Annotated in this window: 16 protein-coding genes; 8 read left to right on the top strand and 8 right to left on the bottom strand. The window is 48.3% G+C overall.

Annotated elements, in window-relative coordinates; translation table 11 throughout:
- Positions 1-82: 82 nt before the first annotated feature.
- The 7 genes from cas1c to J3482_RS15965 all read right to left on the bottom strand — a co-directional run bounded on the left by cas1c (position 83) and on the right by J3482_RS15965 (position 8233).
- On the bottom strand, positions 83-1024 hold the full coding sequence (cas1c, locus tag J3482_RS15995; RefSeq protein WP_206922708.1) for a type I-C CRISPR-associated endonuclease Cas1c: 942 nt from the start codon (positions 1022-1024) through the stop codon (positions 83-85).
- Positions 1021-1677 carry a CRISPR-associated protein Cas4 gene (gene cas4, locus J3482_RS15990; RefSeq protein WP_146824900.1) on the bottom strand — a complete coding sequence of 219 codons (657 nt, stop codon included), beginning with the start codon at positions 1675-1677 and terminating at the stop codon, positions 1021-1023. Before cas4 ends, cas1c begins: the two co-directional genes overlap by 4 nt.
- Before the next feature lie 2 nt (positions 1678-1679).
- Positions 1680-2543 carry a type I-C CRISPR-associated protein Cas7/Csd2 gene (gene cas7c / locus J3482_RS15985; RefSeq protein ID WP_146824901.1) on the bottom strand — a complete coding sequence of 288 codons (864 nt, stop codon included), beginning with the start codon at positions 2541-2543 and terminating at the stop codon, positions 1680-1682.
- 31 nt (positions 2544-2574) lie between these two features.
- On the bottom strand, positions 2575-4458 hold the full coding sequence (cas8c, locus tag J3482_RS15980) for a type I-C CRISPR-associated protein Cas8c/Csd1 (protein ID WP_206922707.1): 1884 nt from the start codon (positions 4456-4458) through the stop codon (positions 2575-2577).
- Between the two features lie 14 nt (positions 4459-4472).
- Positions 4473-5183 carry a type I-C CRISPR-associated protein Cas5c gene (cas5c, locus tag J3482_RS15975; protein WP_146824963.1) on the bottom strand — a complete coding sequence of 237 codons (711 nt, stop codon included), beginning with the start codon at positions 5181-5183 and terminating at the stop codon, positions 4473-4475.
- A gap of 125 nt (positions 5184-5308) precedes the next feature.
- Positions 5309-7741, bottom strand: a complete 2433-nt coding sequence (gene cas3, locus J3482_RS15970; protein WP_206922706.1) for a CRISPR-associated helicase Cas3' — start codon at positions 7739-7741, stop codon at positions 5309-5311.
- A gap of 168 nt (positions 7742-7909) precedes the next feature.
- Positions 7910-8233: an antibiotic biosynthesis monooxygenase family protein gene (locus J3482_RS15965; RefSeq protein WP_206922705.1), complete on the bottom strand. Its 324-nt coding sequence runs from the start codon at positions 8231-8233 to the stop codon at positions 7910-7912.
- Positions 8234-8339: 106 nt separating this feature from the next.
- Between J3482_RS15965 and J3482_RS15960 the strand changes: the two genes are divergently transcribed.
- The 8 genes from J3482_RS15960 to J3482_RS15925 all read left to right on the top strand — a co-directional run bounded on the left by J3482_RS15960 (position 8340) and on the right by J3482_RS15925 (position 14924).
- Positions 8340-9968 carry a spore germination protein gene (locus J3482_RS15960; protein WP_236018296.1) on the top strand — a complete coding sequence of 543 codons (1629 nt, stop codon included), beginning with the start codon at positions 8340-8342 and terminating at the stop codon, positions 9966-9968.
- Between the two features lie 5 nt (positions 9969-9973).
- Positions 9974-11182, top strand: a complete 1209-nt coding sequence (locus tag J3482_RS15955; RefSeq protein WP_206922703.1) for a Ger(x)C family spore germination protein — start codon at positions 9974-9976, stop codon at positions 11180-11182.
- A 34-nt stretch (positions 11183-11216) separates the two neighbouring features.
- On the top strand, positions 11217-11444 hold the full coding sequence (locus J3482_RS15950; protein ID WP_206922702.1) for a hypothetical protein: 228 nt from the start codon (positions 11217-11219) through the stop codon (positions 11442-11444).
- Positions 11441-12562 (top strand): GerAB/ArcD/ProY family transporter, encoded by a 1122-nt coding sequence (locus J3482_RS15945; protein WP_206922701.1) that lies wholly within the window; start codon positions 11441-11443, stop codon positions 12560-12562. Before J3482_RS15950 ends, J3482_RS15945 begins: the two co-directional genes overlap by 4 nt.
- A 76-nt stretch (positions 12563-12638) precedes the next feature.
- A complete protein-coding gene (locus J3482_RS21875; RefSeq protein ID WP_206917291.1) occupies positions 12639-13007 on the top strand; it encodes a DUF4183 domain-containing protein in 369 nt (122 codons plus the stop codon).
- Positions 13008-13427, top strand: coding sequence for a DUF4183 domain-containing protein (locus J3482_RS15935; RefSeq protein ID WP_206917289.1), 420 nt, complete (start codon positions 13008-13010; stop codon positions 13425-13427).
- Positions 13428-13623: 196 nt separating this feature from the next.
- On the top strand, positions 13624-14307 hold the full coding sequence (locus tag J3482_RS15930; protein ID WP_206922700.1) for a TIGR00266 family protein: 684 nt from the start codon (positions 13624-13626) through the stop codon (positions 14305-14307).
- Positions 14307-14924 (top strand): histidine phosphatase family protein, encoded by a 618-nt coding sequence (locus J3482_RS15925; protein ID WP_021297744.1) that lies wholly within the window; start codon positions 14307-14309, stop codon positions 14922-14924. Before J3482_RS15930 ends, J3482_RS15925 begins: the two co-directional genes overlap by 1 nt.
- Before the next feature lie 13 nt (positions 14925-14937).
- On the opposite strand, the gene cobS is transcribed toward J3482_RS15925, so the two are convergent.
- Positions 14938-15678: an adenosylcobinamide-GDP ribazoletransferase gene (gene cobS, locus J3482_RS15920; RefSeq protein ID WP_188332365.1), complete on the bottom strand. Its 741-nt coding sequence runs from the start codon at positions 15676-15678 to the stop codon at positions 14938-14940.
- Between the last annotated feature and the right edge of the window lie 5 nt (positions 15679-15683).

Raw genomic sequence — 15683 nt, 5'->3', positions numbered from 1 at the left:
AAGAGGTTACGGCTTCTTTTTTGGCTCATACTCGATGAACTCTTCGGAACGGATTTCGACATAAGCAAGGTTGTTGCATAGATCATTCAGCAGCCCCTAGATAAGGATGAGTAATTTTCTCTTGCTTCTTGTTTTGCCATGCGGTTAGAAATTTCTTTCTTGCCTCATCCCGCATAAGCACCGCCCCGTTCTCTTTCTTGAGGAAATCGTCCTTATTCACGATTTTCCTGTTAATCAACGACAATACAAATTTATCCGCATAGACACCGCGCAGTTCCTCCATCACATCCAACGCCAATGAGGCGCGTCCAGGTCGATCCCGATGCAAAAATCCCACGTATGCATCCAAACCAACACCCTCCAACGCCGACGCTACATCATTCGCTAACAATGAATAAGCCAATGACAGCATGGCATTCACGTTGTCCAACGGTGGTCTACGCGACCTTGCATAGAAATAAAAATCCTCTTTCTGCTGAAGAATCATGGAATCAAATAGCTGATTGTAACTTGTGGCCGCCTGCCCTTCTAGTCCCCTTAATCTTTCTAAATCCTCACATTCCCTGATCTCCACGATGAGGTCGGACAGCTTTTGGGAAACCATTTTAAACTTCGCCACATCAATACGAAGTGGGTAATCCCGAGTCATTCTTTCAATAATCCACTTGTGGTTGTAGATTTTTCCGACGATAAAATTCCGTGCAATTTTTGCCGATAGGAACTCATCTTCTGAAATGTGATACTGTTTTTTCCGCAAGACAACATTGCCTTTGCTGGCCCCAATGATTCTAGCGAGAAATCGGCCATTCATCGTGAAAAACACCAATTGGATATTGCGTTCTGCGCAATATCCAATAAGTGCCGGGCTAGCCCCGGTATAACCAAATGAGACGATGGCCTCCAGGTTATGCATCGGTCGACGGCCAAGCTTTTCATGTTCTTTTAGCAGCACAATGTTTTCGCCATCTAAGGATAAATAAACATCAGGCTGTGTAATGAACAACGTATTAAGCAACTTTTTCATTCTCTGATTTTCCCCTCAATATAACTTTGAACGGTGTGCTTATTCATCAGCTCCGGCAAACAGATATGTTGAAGGGAACAATTTCGGCAAAAAGGCCCGGTCTTCACTTTCGGTGTATGCCGACGCCTATAATAATCCTGCATTTCAGCCACAATGATTCTCACTTTGCTTTTGATATCGGCAGTTAATGCAACTTCTACACGATGTTTCATCTCATCGTAAAACAGATAACCCTTACTGACGTCGCACAACAGCATTTCCTCAAGGCAGATGGCCTGTGCAGCCAATTGTAAAATGTCCTCGTCGTTCCTTTTCGGTTTGCCACGCTTATATTCAACTGGATACGCGACGTACTTCCCTTCAGCACCACTAATTTCTACACCGCGCTCATCTCTGATGAACTCCACCACATCGCAAATGCCCGATATTCTCAATTGTTCGGACTTCACAGGCAGTGCGCGGACGATGATCTTATCTTTCCTTTTCTCTCGCGTAAACGGTTGATCCGCGTTTCGATGAAGGTACTCACCCTCAAGGGTTCTAATATTCTCTGCCCATTGCTGCTCAATATGGATAAACGCCCATTGTCGTTTACAAAATTGAAAATGCTGTATGCCAGACAACATTAAATAATCATCATCATAATAACCCATCATTATTTTCCAGCAATAATCTCACACTGCAATCCGTCCAACGGTTGAACCGCAAACTTGTAATCTTCGAAAGTTTTCGGCTCTTCTACGAGTCTCTCAAAAATTAAGGAGCGATGGACTTTCGCAGAGGAATACTGGCCCAGCTTGGAACTGTGCACCCACCAGTACACTTTGTGGACTTCCATGCTACCTTCTGGCCGAGCGGATGACGCATCGTTCTCGAACAAGGAAACAAGCGCTTCCTTAAATTTCTCTGCGTCTTCATTCGTGAATCCAGTCTTTTCAGCCAATTGTGGATTCATGCTTCCATAAAAAATATAAACACCTGAATCCACTCGGTGTTTCATACCCATGGTGTCCGAACCTCTGTCTGCCCCCGGTTCGGAATTTACACTTTTTGTGATTTGCATACTGGTAATATCGATCGGATCCACACTTGTGGCAGCATGAATAGAGACTGGACCACGGATACCAACCGAAACGCCGGATCCTGCCCTATCCTTTTTAAAAGCAAAGACTTGCCCAAAACTGCGGACATCAATCCACTCCCGACAAGCGACCCTCGCGAACTCTTCGTTGGAAATGGTCTTTGCTTTTAAAATACTCTGCAGTTCAGGGTTTGCATCCGCCCGTTCTCGCAAACTACCATATCCATCCGCATTGCGATCATTGGATTGAACAAAAATAGACTCACCCAAATCCTGTAGCCGGTTTCTAATCTTCCGTTTCAGTGCAACATCTGAAATTTCACCATAGCCGTCATAGTTTTGCCGCGGCCGATTCCCATTTAGCGGATCCCCGTTCGGGTTCGCTTTCGTAACCGATAATACAACAGCAAAATCAATCTTATGATCTAACGTCCCCATGTTCATTCTCCTCTTTATTATACAGTTGCGTTCATACATTTTCTGGTTCTTTATCTTGTTTGTGATATAACTCGTGTCGCTGGCTATAAAACCCGAGTAAATAGAGTCCTGACAACGGTTTATTGTTGAATTGATCAGCCGGAATGCGCGAACCAACTTCATCGATGATTTTGGACAAATAAGTTGCCTTGGTCCCAAGCCTCGCTTGATATGGCTGTAAACTAGCCTGAATGGTCATCCAAGTTCTCTGCGGGTGTCTAGAGAACGCATTCATGTATCGAATCGCATTCGTGGTTCTTGTTTCATCACCCAATGCGCGTCTCTCTAACACATCTGCAAGCGCCAATAATCGTCCAAATAAGTAGTCGCGATGATTGTTATCGACATCTAACGGCACGCCAAGCCCCTCCTGTCTGTTAATTAACGCGCAGGTAATGCTGAGTGTTTTTTCCCATTCCCATCTCTCCATGGACACCGGGTTAGAAGCGCGATGAAAGGCGCTGCTCACAATATCCAGTGGAATTTTGCGATTATCGATAATACATGGCAACATGCGCTCCATTAAGCCCTTGACAACTTTGTCGCTCGCTCGAGGCCCATATGCCGCAAACGCGATATCTCTCGTGGCAGGTGCGCCACAAAATTGCACAAAATCGCCTTGTTCATTCTTGCGATAGCGATGGAGCCACACACAAGTGGTGTGCCAATTTTCTATACGATTCAGATAAAGTTCCTTGTCCATACTGCGATAGTACAAAACTGCCATACGCCCTGTTGTGGCTGAATCCAACACCAAGATATTCACCTTGTCTTTCGCCTCGAGAGAAAGATTGTTTCTATATCCATCCATCGCTCTCGCGACTTCCCTGGCGAACTCTTCATTGGTAAATGTGACTCTCTCTTGTGACTCAACAGCTAATGAATGAATTGAAAAATAATCCTCCGTCGGATCCGGCAGATCAAGCTCTTGGTTTCCCCACACCAGAAACACGCGCTGATCAATGATTTTCCCTTGGCGATGTATCAACCATTTCAACGCATTATGCGCTTTCTGTGAAACTTCATAACTGATGCTCGCCGCTTCCTGGCTATCGCTAAACCGCCCCCGAAACGTAAAGCCCGTATTGTCATTTGCCGAGATCAGCTTGGCTTTGTCCGCCGCGTTCCTAATTTTGTTTGCATGCTTGTCCGTTCTCGGCAACTGTTTGCCCGTGACATAACAGAGGTCCGTTGCGCCTAAACGATTGCTATAAAAACGAACAAACGAATGATACACCTCCGGATCTTTCCATACTTTTGGCGAAATTTTTGTTGGCGAATAGACATCGAAACGAACGAATGCGCTCGCCTGCCCCCCGTTGACAACAGAAAATATCTGCGGTTTCTCGCCATACAGGGCCTGCGCATGCTTGTCCCACTTATCAATCAGCCGCTGATTCGCATCGACCCATAAAATCTTGCCCCGATGCACTAAATCGTGAATGAGTTGGCGCTTGTTCAAATAGCGGTAAATGCTCTTCACTTTGTCGATTGCGTATGGAGAGTTCGCCCACTCTTCTAATTGTTTAATGTAATATGTAAAGGGCTCTTCGTTTTTGATTTCTCCACCGAAATCCACATAGTCTCCTGCGACATAGCTCAGTTTGTCGTGCAGCGGATACGGCGCAATCAGGGAACCCGATCGGCTTGCCGATTTCTCGGTGCAAGGAATTAAGGTATTCGCATCACTCTTGCCAATCACAGATGCCGAGTGAAATTCACCATCTTCCGTGACCAACACTTCAATCTGTGCCTGTTGTGTCGTATGCGAGACGGGAAGCAGCGTAAATTCTTGACCGTTGGGTTTCACCTCAACTTTGCCGACAACATCTAAATTCGCTTCATAAGTCTCATACAAATTAAGAAGATAATTCATCGATTCCCCCTCCCTTAAAAAGTCTCTAACTCTGCCAGTAGTTCATCTACTGATTCCACATTCATCTCATCAAAGCGCTTGGGCTCCATATCCCGAATCGTGCGAACCAGTGTACATTGTTCCGGTCGGATGAATTCGATCACGCCTTTTTTCATAACCGGATGCCACAATCGAACCTCCAATTTGTTCCTTCCGGTCTCATCTGGGTAATTGAAGCCGTGCACCATGCACCCCAATGGAATCTCTGGATAACTATCGTAGAACCCTACCCCCTCGCCAAACTCGCAGGGCTCTACATATCCCTGACATTCCCTCGTACCTAAAAAAATATCTCTTCGCCCACCCGCATTGAGCGAACGCTTCAAGATGTTGTGATGTTTATTTTCGTTGCGATCATAAGCCATATCCGGGCGATTTAAATTGAATTCAAAATGAGCGCGAACCTGGTAACATACATCCCGCAGATACGTATAGTTTGCAAGCGTATTGCCCCCGCCATACTCAATCGGACGTATCCCCTTGGACTCCATGCGAATGGACTTCATCACGCGAACCGCGTCCACCACCATAATCAATGACGGTTTCCAATAGATAGACTCGACAATGCCCTTTAACGCCTGATAAGTCGGGACAGAATAAGACATCTTCTCCCCGCCTAACTTCGTCAGTGGGTCGGTAAATAGCGCATAGTCACCGTAAACGACAAATTCGATTGCATTTCTCACCAACTCACCCCCTTATTCTCTAACATTCGAAGAACACCACAATATTCTATAAAATGGATCTTACTAATAAATTGACATAGTATTATAATTTTTGCAACAAACAATCTTAACACCATGAAGTCTATCTAGAAAATAGTTTGTCCAAATGAGCTTTCATTCTCTGTGTCGAGGCCAAACTCCTCATTGTAGGCTGATTCTTTTAAAGCCAACACTTTCCCATTAAACAATCTGACCAGCCCATCATTTCGCGTCAGTTCCCGCAACTCCTGGGCGTACAAATTGACTGAGTAATGCTGGGCCTGGCGCATCAAAGCGGTAAATTTCTCAATCGATTCATCGCCATTAAGCTGGGCAATGATATGTTTCCCCGCATCACCAAATGGGGCAAGTACGGTTGTGGTGTGGTCGTCAATCGCATGGAAATTCTCCGCAGCGGTCTTATAGCTATTTACGATAAATAACGGAAGATTTTTCCCCATCCTTTGCTTGTAAGCTTGATGATACGAACTGCTTTGCTTGCTCGAAGTCAACAATTCCGTCATGTGTTTCCTCAATGTTGGTATATAATAATCCAATCTTGTATGAAATTCCGAATAAAAATCCTTAAAAAACTTATTCATCGCCTGCACGGATAAAAGATGACCACCATGCAAAGTCAAATCGCGTTTGAGGTCAATCAGCATCCGTCTAGCGAGCTTTTTGCCAACCTTGATTTCTTGTAAATGTTCCAGTTTTTCCTCTGCGTGATCAATTACATAAACCTGCCGAACCGCCTGCTCGCCATGCCGATTGCACCTACCAGCCGCTTGTGCGATGGAATCCAATCCCGCCAAGGAGCGAATCACACAATCAAAACTCACATCGACACCAGCTTCAATCAACTGCGTGCTGATGCATACAACTTGCTCGTGGTTATGAAGATGCCCGCGAACTTTCGCCAAAATTTCCTGGCGATGTGCGGCGCACATGGACGTACTTAAATGATAGACGGGGACAGCCGGCAGTTCCTTTACTAGCAGATATAACTGCCTGACCACTGCTTTCGTATTCAAAACAACCAGCACACTTCGCACTTCACGGATTTTCTCCTCGATAAATTCCGCAAGCTTGGCATTGTCAAAGGTTTCATCCGTGGCTTGATCAACGATTTCCACCCGTTTAAACGACTCAATGACATCATCTAATTCCTCAACAATTTCCGCATCTGCGCTGATGGCTAACCGATGTCCGACAAAATCTAGCGCAGGTTGCGTCGCCGTACAGAGAATAAGACTCGATTGACCATAAATATGTAAAAAATTTAACGCTTGATTGAACAAGGAGATACAATAAACTGGCACCTTCTGAACCTCGTCAAAAATAATCACAGATTCGCTCAAATTATGAAGCCTACGAATATTTCTGCTCCCTTTCGCATAGAAAACATTCAAAAATTGCACCATCGTCGTAAAAATAATCGGTGAATCCCAATTGTCTTTGGCCAACTTGAGTTTTTGGTGCACGTTGACAACACCGTCTTCTTGTTCGTCGTCATCATCCGTATCGTCAATCACGTTGGAGTGATGCTCTAAAATGTGTACATCATCTTGTATGATATCCCGCACTTCTTTGGCATTCTGTTCAATAATGGTTGTATATGGAATCACATAAATGATGCGCTTTTTGCCGTACAAACTCGCATGCCGCAGGGCGTATCGCAAACTAGCTAACGTCTTACCACCGCCTGTCGGGATAGACAGCGTGAAAATCCCGGATGGCCTTGCTGAGAATTTATCACATTGTTCCGACATCTCTTTCCTCAATTGCTTAATATGTGTCTTTGCCGTATCTTGCTCCTGAAGCCATACAATCTTTCTCATTAACTTTTCATAGTAGGCATCAAACAGTTCCTTGCGATTGATCTCCGGCTCATCCGCTATATTCTCCTCAAACCAGCGTGTATTCGTCCGGTCCGCGTCGATTAAAGCGCTAAAAATAAACTTAGTTAAAAACATCAATTTGCTTTCGACATTGCCTGTGAAAGGTTTCCTGAGGTATGTTTCCAATTCCTCCACAGCTTGGGACACATACTGTTGAAATTCTTCCTCACACATGACGGTGTCAAAAAAGCGCATCTTCGACTTCTCAAATTCCTTCAACTCCGGCTCGCCTTTTTGCACACGCCTTAAATACCCAGACTCCAAGTTTGGATCCAAAAAGTCGTGTAAATATGCGTGGTGCGAGATAATGGCATTGCCTACAACCTCAGCGAGAAGGCCATAGAATTCGGCGGGTCGTCCGGTATGATACATCTCATATAACAGTTTGCCGCCTGCCGTCGCATGATCGACACTCCCCCGCTTCGGCGGATTATCAGGATTTCGTACCGCTTCTATGATATAGTTTCGAAATTCATCCGTGTATTTGCCCATGTCGTGCAATAATCCAGCCAGTCCTGCGATATATTTGACACCAATCTTTTCGCCGAACGATTCAGCCAAGGCCTTAACACCTAATAAATGCGCTTCGACGCTTTGAATTTGCTCGTCACTTTGACGAATATGTGCGATATATCCCATGTTTTCCTCCAAATTTGTTCTATAGTCGGGCGCAGTATCATGCAGTATGCTCTTCGCTGAAAGTCAACGCTCGCAGAAAGTCAATTCTCATTCATTATCCCGATTTTCAACGGTCTTGTCCTCATGAAACGATCTAAAAATGAGCTGAGTCATGGAAAACACACTCAATTAATGATGATGTCCGTACTCGCGCTCCACTTTGCAAATACGAGTTTTATAGGCACTATACCACTCTGTGCGCCCCCGCACGCGCGCCTCCTGGTGGCGACCATGTTGTTGCCATTGTCGAATAGATTCCAAGGAATCCCAATACGACACTAAAATACCGACCCTGGACTCTGCGGTTTCAAGCCCTAAAAATCCTGGCTGTGTCTGTACCATCTCCACCATCTGTCGCGCCATCTCATCATACCCATCTGTGACATTTGTCCTGTCGGCCGTGAATATCACCGCGTAATACGGCGGTTTAGGGGTGTTTGCGATGCTTTCCACTGATTTCTCACTCCCTATCTCATTCCTGCAAAACTGTATGGATAGTCCTCCATATTATGGGTATCCATAAAAGTAACATGTAATCCGGATGCGAGGTGAAGTTCTGATGGCGTCGCGTAAACGCACGACCATAAAACTGAGTGCCAAGGGGGCGATATTACGTGCCCCACAACCACCTAGCGAAGCCCAATCAGGCGACAGTTCTCCCATGCGCCTGTCAGAACGACTCGATGTAAACCTAACATACCTCAAATCGATTTTCGCCAACGCGTCGGACATCCATTTTCGCGAATTTCGTATCTTTGACGGCCGCCCTGCAGCCATTATTTATATCCAAGGACTGACAGACAAAACTGAAATCGATGACAATCTCCTCCGCCCATTGGCACAGCCAAATCACGCAGTTGACCGCGTGCTGGAACTCTCGCACAGGCTACCGCTCGGCGTACTTGTTGAAGAATACGTCCATATCGCCGGCGCAAAACAAGTGACGACTCTACAAGAAGCTATCCAGATGGTTATTGAGGAAACGAACGTGCTGCTGCTCGTCGAAGACGAACCAGTGGGCCTAGCGGTCAGCGCCGCGAAATCGCCGGACAGGGCAGTTGAAGAACCGAATACAGAAGCTGTCATTCGTGGCCCGCGACAAGGGTTTAACGAAAATATTGAAACCAGTCTCGCTCTGCTTCGAACCCGTCTCCGTTCAACGGCATTCTGCATCGAAAGTTTTGATCTAGGTCGATATACCAAAACCACGGTCGCACTATGCTACATCAGTGATATTGCCTCGTCAAATCTCGTTGACGAGATTCGGTCCAGACTGAAGCGGATTAATATCGACGGCATTATTGACTCGGGATATATTGAAGAATTAATTGAAGATAGTCCGCACTCGCCATTTCCACAAATCCAGAACACCGAGCGCCCGGATGTCGTCGTATCCCAACTGCTCGAAGGGAAAGTGGCGATTCTTGCAAACGGCTCCCCATTCGCGCTCATTTTACCGATTAACTTTTGGGGATTAATGCAGGCGTCTGAGGATTACTACGAGCGCTATATGATTGCAAACGCCATTCGCGCGCTGCGATTTATCTTTTTATTTATTAACTTGTACCTGCCATCCCTGTACGTGGCGATTACGACGTTTCACCAAGAGATGCTGCCAACCAAAGCACTGCTCTCCATCGCGGCAGCACGCGAAGTCACACCGTTTCCCGCAGTCGTTGAAGCGCTGATCATGGAAATTACCTTTGAAGCGCTGCGCGAAGCAGGTGTGCGCCTGCCAAAGACGGTGGGCTCCGCTATCAGCATCGTCGGTGCGCTCGTCATCGGGCAAGCCGCAGTTCAAGCTGGTATCGTCTCGGCACCCATGGTCATTGTCGTTTCGATTACAGGTATCGGTTCGTTCGTCATTCCACGCTACAACTTGGCCATCACGCTTCGAATGTTGCGGTTCCCGATGATTCTCTTGGCAGGTACACTCGGGTTATTTGGCATTGTCGTGACAACGCTAGCCGTCATTATTCATCTCAGTTCTCTGCGCTCAGCGGGCATCCCCTATTTATCACCTGTCATCCCATTTCATTGGCGGGACATGAAAGACGCAATCGTTCGTGCACCACGTTGGGCTATGCAGCAACGACCCGCAGAGAGTGGCAAGGCAAACCCACGTCGTGAGTCCAACGCCACGCGGAAAAGCCGACGACTTCCCAGCCGCCACCGTGCGAGGTCGTAGTTCTGATGAATTTGAGGGTCAAGATTCCGCGCGCGTTCTGTTATATCGCCGTACTCGCCAGTTGCCTGATGTGCACAGGCTGCTGGGACGCCACCGAAATTGACCGGCTGGCCATTGTATCGGCGTCAGGCATTGATCTGATGCCTCAAGATGAAATGTCATCTGCACCACCAAAAGTGTTAGAAACCCTACAGATTGCACGGGCCAGCGAAATGGGCTCGAACGGCGGCGGGGCGCCAGCGACAAAGACAGGTAGTCAAGATGCGTTTTTGCTCGAGCAAGCTACGGGCGATGACATCCTTCAGCCAATGGACATCATCCGGAAGCGATTGTCCCGCAAATTATTTCTGGGTCAGCGCCGCGTCATTGTGTTGGGCGAAAGTTACGCGAAACATGGCGTCTATGATCTCGTCGACGAAGTGATTCGCAACCCCCAATCGCGCCTTCGAACGTACGTGGTCGTCGCGTACCACGATACTGCAGAGACCATTCTTCAAGTGCCATATGCACTCAACAGGTTGCCAGCCGATGCAATTGCAGAAATCGAACAACAAGGTTCCTTACCAGAGGTAGACGCAAAGACATTCATCCAACGGATGGTGTCTAAAGGAGACACGTTCGTGATGGGCATTGAAAAAATCCAACCTTCACCACAGGATGGTGAAGCGATGAACCATTCTTTTGCGCTCACACACATCGCCGTCTTCCGGCAGGACAAGCTCGTCGGTTGGCTCGACGGCGACACACTGGACGGATTTTTGTGGATATATGGCCGAATCCACCGTACCGACACGACGGTGACTATCCCAGGTGTGCCAGGGCACTTGACGGCTCGAATGCTCACGATTCGAACCAAGCGTTCCATTGAAATCGCGCATGGCAAACCTAAAATTGCGATTCACGTATTCACCGAATACGACGTGGCGGAAAACGGAACGCCCGCGAATTTAAACAGCCCCGAAAACGTCAACAAATTGCGGAAAGCTTTAATCGAAAAACTAACTGGGCAAATTCAGTCCGCCATGAACACGCTGCAACATACTTACGATGCAGATCCCTTAGGATTCGGCGACCAAATTGACAAACGCTATCCGACCATCTGGAAGACTATTCAAAATGACTGGCACGAGGTCTATCGACAAACACCTGTCAACATCGAAGTCGATGTGCAAATCCGCAACAGCGGTTTGACAGGGCCGCCAATCCGGCATTAACCGCACCGATTCAATCACGAGAGGGGAATCACACATGTTTGCCAAAATTTTATGTTTAGCCATCATCTTGACCCTTGCCCTCAAGATGGATTATCAAATGCTTAAAACGGAGGGAAACCGCAAAGAACGTATGCTTTACGGAACCCTGTTTACACTCGGTTTCTTCGGTACAGCCACCTATTTGTTGGCGCCGTGGCTCCCTACCCCCCTTGATCTGATTCAAGGACCTATCCAACCAATGCGTGCGTGGTTAACGTCATGAATCATCCATCAAAGGTGAAAGTCACCCTTTCCAACATGCAAATTTTCATCATCGTTATCGCCAGCAGTACGGCCTACGGACACTTCGTATATGTCCACCTAGCCATCCTATTCGCTGGGCGAAACGCCTGGATTTCACTAATGCTTGGTTGTCTTCTCGGCATTCTGATTCAGTGGATTCATTTAAAACTTGGGATTGGACAAGACGAATCGGTGATTGAACACGCCATCACCGTGTTCGGCAAATGGGTGGGGCGTTTTGTGGGCGTCGTCTACGTCTTGTTCTTCATCACCATTGCTGCGCTAACTGTCAAAGTGGTCGAAGACTTTATGGGCGTTATCTATCCAACCACGCCGCCTGGTGTATTTTTGTTTGCCGAGTTTGTGATAGCCGCATGGGTCGTCCACTCCGGCATCGAGGTGATGGGGCGAACTATGCAATTGTTGTTGCCACTCATGATGCTCTTTGGCATCGCGGCCAGCCTGTTATCCACCCCTGACAAAGACTTTACGCAAATTTACCCTGTTTTCAATGAAAGCCTGTTGTCCATCGGGCAGGGAACCGCTGTCTTTATCGCCATGATATCTGAACTCGTGGGCTTTGGCATGATTGCGGAGCACGCCAAACATCCCGAACGACTCGCCAAACAATCCATGCTCTTGGTACTTGTCCTACTACTGTTGTTTATATCGCCTGTCACAGGACCGGTGATGGTGTTTGGAGAAACATTGGCAAAAAACCTATCATTCCCCACCTATACAGAGATCCAATACATCCGTATCAGCAATATTATTGAGCGCCTGGACATCGTCGGGGTTCTACTGTGGACAATTGGTAGTTTTTTTCGAATCGCTTTGTTCTTGTTCGCAGCAGTGAAAGGTGTATCTCAACTAGTGGGGGCTAAGAAAAACACGACGTTTCTCATCCCGGTCACCCTGATTTGCGTCGCCGTCAGCATGAGTTTTATGTCGTCTTCCCGCGAAGAACTATATCACTTTCTTGGAACCTATTACCTATGGATAGCACCGGTAATTGGCGTCGGTTTACCGTTGCTCGCGGGTACCGTTTCACGCCTCAAACGCATGGCCAGTGGTTCGCGACAATCGCAAAAAGCCTGATCTGGGCATTGACCAGGGCATCTGCAACAGACAAAATCCGCCACATCGACATTGACTACAAGTGGAGTTGATGTAGGTGAACGCGCACACCTTCCGTAGAAATCGAACCTGTACAAACCAGTGTCGACATCGGCGAAAATCGACCAAAAAGAAACGCGACAGCCACCGTATTCAGGCAGTGGTGACACTATATATTGCAACGGCTCAAAACCAAAAACGAATTTATACAAATGACGATGGGCTCGCTGGATACAACCAAATTTTATCCGCGAAGCACTGTGATATGGTTAGTGTCTTTATCAATGGGGTCTTGCAACCAGACGCAAACTATACGGTTCACCGGAACCGGTTTCGCTTGCGTACCTGCGACCTCCCACCTGCAGGAACCCCGATTGTCATACAGTTCATCAAGCTTTGCTGCTGTACGGCGAAAGGGGGTGATTAAATGGCCGCATACCTCATCAAATTATACGTCGCCGCTGTATCAGACGCACCCACAGCCACGGGTGGTACGGTAACCACCACGGTCAGCCCAGTGGTCACTCGATTTCATGCGCCTGTATCCGCCGACATGATTGGCACGACAGACACGACAATTCCTGCTGCAAGCTTTACGGATGACGCCGGTAACGCGGTGACAACGCTACCCAGTCCACCGACTGATGGATTTTTCAACGTCTACGTCAACGGCGTTCTGCAGCAAAGTGGATTGTCCACGCTCTCTACCGACAGTTTGGTATTGGCAACGACCGGCATCACTGCCGGCACGCCCGTCGTATTGGAGGTTTCTGACTTTTCAAATACAACTTCAGAAATTACAGCTGAACCTACGATATCGGCGCCGACTATCACAGTCACGGTCTAACTACCCATTTACCCCCATCGCTTGATGGGGGAATTTTCATTACACAGAAACTCTTGTCCCCGTCGTGTTCCCCTTAATGATAATGTCTGGTGATGTATTTCGAAGAATCCATGATAGGATAAAAGCATCTCTATGACATCTGCCGCAACAGATTCAATACGAGATGATGCGCCGCGTGGTGAAGGAGCGATGGTCGATGGAATACCAAATTCACGGAAGCACGATGCAGACGTTAGAAGTAACATTGCACCCGGGCGATAGCGTCTTCTCCGAAACCGGATGTCTCATTAGTATGACGCCCGGCATGGAGATGTCGACGCGCGCACCAGGGGGCCTTGGTGGCATCATCCGCCGTGCATTGAGCGGCAATAGCCTTGTACTCAACTACTTTCACGCACCACACAATGAAGAAATTGTGCGATTTACCACCCGCATGCCAGGTCATATTGTCGCCATTGCCCTCCATCAATATGGACGAGTCATCGTGCAACGGCATGCATTTCTCTGCGCCGAGGCGTCTGTCGACTTCGGCGTCGAAGCGACGTTGAACATCGGTCGGTTTCTCGGTGGAAATGGGCTCATCTTTACATACTTGGAGGGGGACGGTACAGGCTTTATCTCTGTGGATGGCGAAGTAGTCCACCAGGATTTGGCGCGAGGGGAAAGTATTTTAGTTCACCCCGGGCACATCGCCGCCTTCACAGCAGATATCGACTACCGCGTACAGCGGATACAAGGGATTTCCAACATGCTCTTTGGTAACGACGGATTATACATGATTCGACTGACAGGTCCTGGTCGGCTTTGGTTACATTCGGTGACCATTCACAACTTGCTGCATGTTCTTGGCGAGTACGGAAGGGTAGGCAGAGACGGGTAATGACGAGCAAAACGATTGTACTCATCCGGCACGCGCCAACCCTGGAAAACGACACGCATGTGATGCTGGGGCATACCAATCCACCTCTGCATGCCCGCGGCCAGAAATGCGCACAACAAATCGCCGATGCTCTGATTGGAATGGATTTTGACGTCGTCATCACAAGTCCCCTATTGCGGGCGAAACAGACGGCCCAACGCATCGCCACCGCCCACAAAAGGGCGATGCTCGCCGTGGACAACCGACTCATGGAAGTCCATCTCGGTGTCGTCGACGGCGTGTCTTCGTTTACCGCGTATCGTGATTACAAAACCGAGTTTGACATCGCCCTCGACCACAACACGCCAGATTTCTGTTTTCCAAATGGCGAACGCTGGTCACAGGCGGTCACGCGCATTGCGGCGACACTCGACGATGCCGCAAACAGCCGCGCAAACAGGTTGTGCATGGTCACACACGGCGCACTCCTCGGCCTCTGGAAATCCATGTTAGAAGGTCAGCCGCTTGGCCACTTTCGTAAGAACCAACCCCCACACGCGAGTTTGTCCGTCATTCAACTTACAGACGAAGGGTGGCAGATCTTACGCTGGGGAGATACAACGCATCTATGCGAATGACTTCATGAATGACCTAGCGAATGACGGCGAGGGCGACAAAGTAGAGCACCCATTCGGTTAGCTCCGCCAGCGCCCCGTAGGTATCACCTGTCATCCCACCAAAACGCCGAGAAAACGCGCGCGTCGCCACCATCGTGACAAGACCACAGGCAACGGTCATGGCCACAACTTGGACAATGGGCAAAAAAATGGCCGAACAGAGCACGACAACAGCGCTCCACAAGACGACAGGCAAAAGGTGTACGCGCTTTGCGAATATCGCACCCAGACCACCAGGCCTCGCGGCAGGCGCCAAGTACATCGCAAACAGCATCGCCAAACGACTGAGAACAGATGTCAACACGATGATGCCGACAGATGATTCTGGCAGTTCGGAGACGGCCAACCACTTTCCGCCAAGCAACAAAACCGCAGCAATGGCCCCCATGGCGCCCACCCGGCTGTCCTTCATAATGGCCAGTGCTTCTTCGCGCGGTTTGCGACTGCCAATGGCGTCCGCAGTATCCATCAACCCATCCACATGCAACGCACCGGTTGTCAGCGTATATACCGTCAACGCCACAAACGTCGCAGCGGGCAGCGGCATGACCAACCCGAGCCCCCACCGGCAAAGCCCAAAGATAGCCCCAAGCCCCAAGCCAATGACGGGTAAGTAATAAGCGCTCTTGCGCAACTCATCATCCGTCGGCTCATCGACAACGGGTGCCGGAAGGATGGTAAAAAACTGCCACGCAAGTACAAAACACCGCCACATTCTTG

Origin of the sequence: Alicyclobacillus suci (assembly GCF_017329615.1) — a bacterium.
GTDB classification, from domain to species: domain Bacteria; phylum Bacillota; class Bacilli; order Alicyclobacillales; family Alicyclobacillaceae; genus Alicyclobacillus; species Alicyclobacillus suci.
The sequence above is the reverse complement of the archived record's forward strand: the minus strand, read 5'-3'. Positions and strand labels throughout refer to the sequence as shown.

Excerpts from the sequence above, each read along its gene's own strand:
- cas1c (WP_206922708.1), bottom strand. The coding sequence starts at position 1,024 with ATGAAAAAGTTGCTTAATACGTTGTTCATTACACAGCCTGATGTTTAT.
- cas4 (WP_146824900.1), bottom strand. The coding sequence starts at position 1,677 with ATGGGTTATTATGATGATGATTATTTAATGTTGTCTGGCATACAGCAT.
- cas7c (WP_146824901.1), bottom strand. The coding sequence starts at position 2,543 with ATGGGGACGTTAGATCATAAGATTGATTTTGCTGTTGTATTATCGGTT.
- cas8c (WP_206922707.1), bottom strand. The coding sequence starts at position 4,458 with ATGAATTATCTTCTTAATTTGTATGAGACTTATGAAGCGAATTTAGAT.
- cas3 (WP_206922706.1), bottom strand. The coding sequence starts at position 7,741 with ATGGGATATATCGCACATATTCGTCAAAGTGACGAGCAAATTCAAAGC.
- J3482_RS15960 (WP_236018296.1), top strand. The coding sequence starts at position 8,340 with ATGGCGTCGCGTAAACGCACGACCATAAAACTGAGTGCCAAGGGGGCG.
- J3482_RS15955 (WP_206922703.1), top strand. The coding sequence starts at position 9,974 with ATGAATTTGAGGGTCAAGATTCCGCGCGCGTTCTGTTATATCGCCGTA.
- J3482_RS15950 (WP_206922702.1), top strand. The coding sequence starts at position 11,217 with ATGTTTGCCAAAATTTTATGTTTAGCCATCATCTTGACCCTTGCCCTC.
- J3482_RS15945 (WP_206922701.1), top strand. The coding sequence starts at position 11,441 with ATGAATCATCCATCAAAGGTGAAAGTCACCCTTTCCAACATGCAAATT.
- J3482_RS15935 (WP_206917289.1), top strand. The coding sequence starts at position 13,008 with ATGGCCGCATACCTCATCAAATTATACGTCGCCGCTGTATCAGACGCA.
- J3482_RS15930 (WP_206922700.1), top strand. The coding sequence starts at position 13,624 with ATGGAATACCAAATTCACGGAAGCACGATGCAGACGTTAGAAGTAACA.
- J3482_RS15925 (WP_021297744.1), top strand. The coding sequence starts at position 14,307 with ATGACGAGCAAAACGATTGTACTCATCCGGCACGCGCCAACCCTGGAA.
- cobS (WP_188332365.1), bottom strand. The coding sequence starts at position 15,678 with ATGTGGCGGTGTTTTGTACTTGCGTGGCAGTTTTTTACCATCCTTCCG.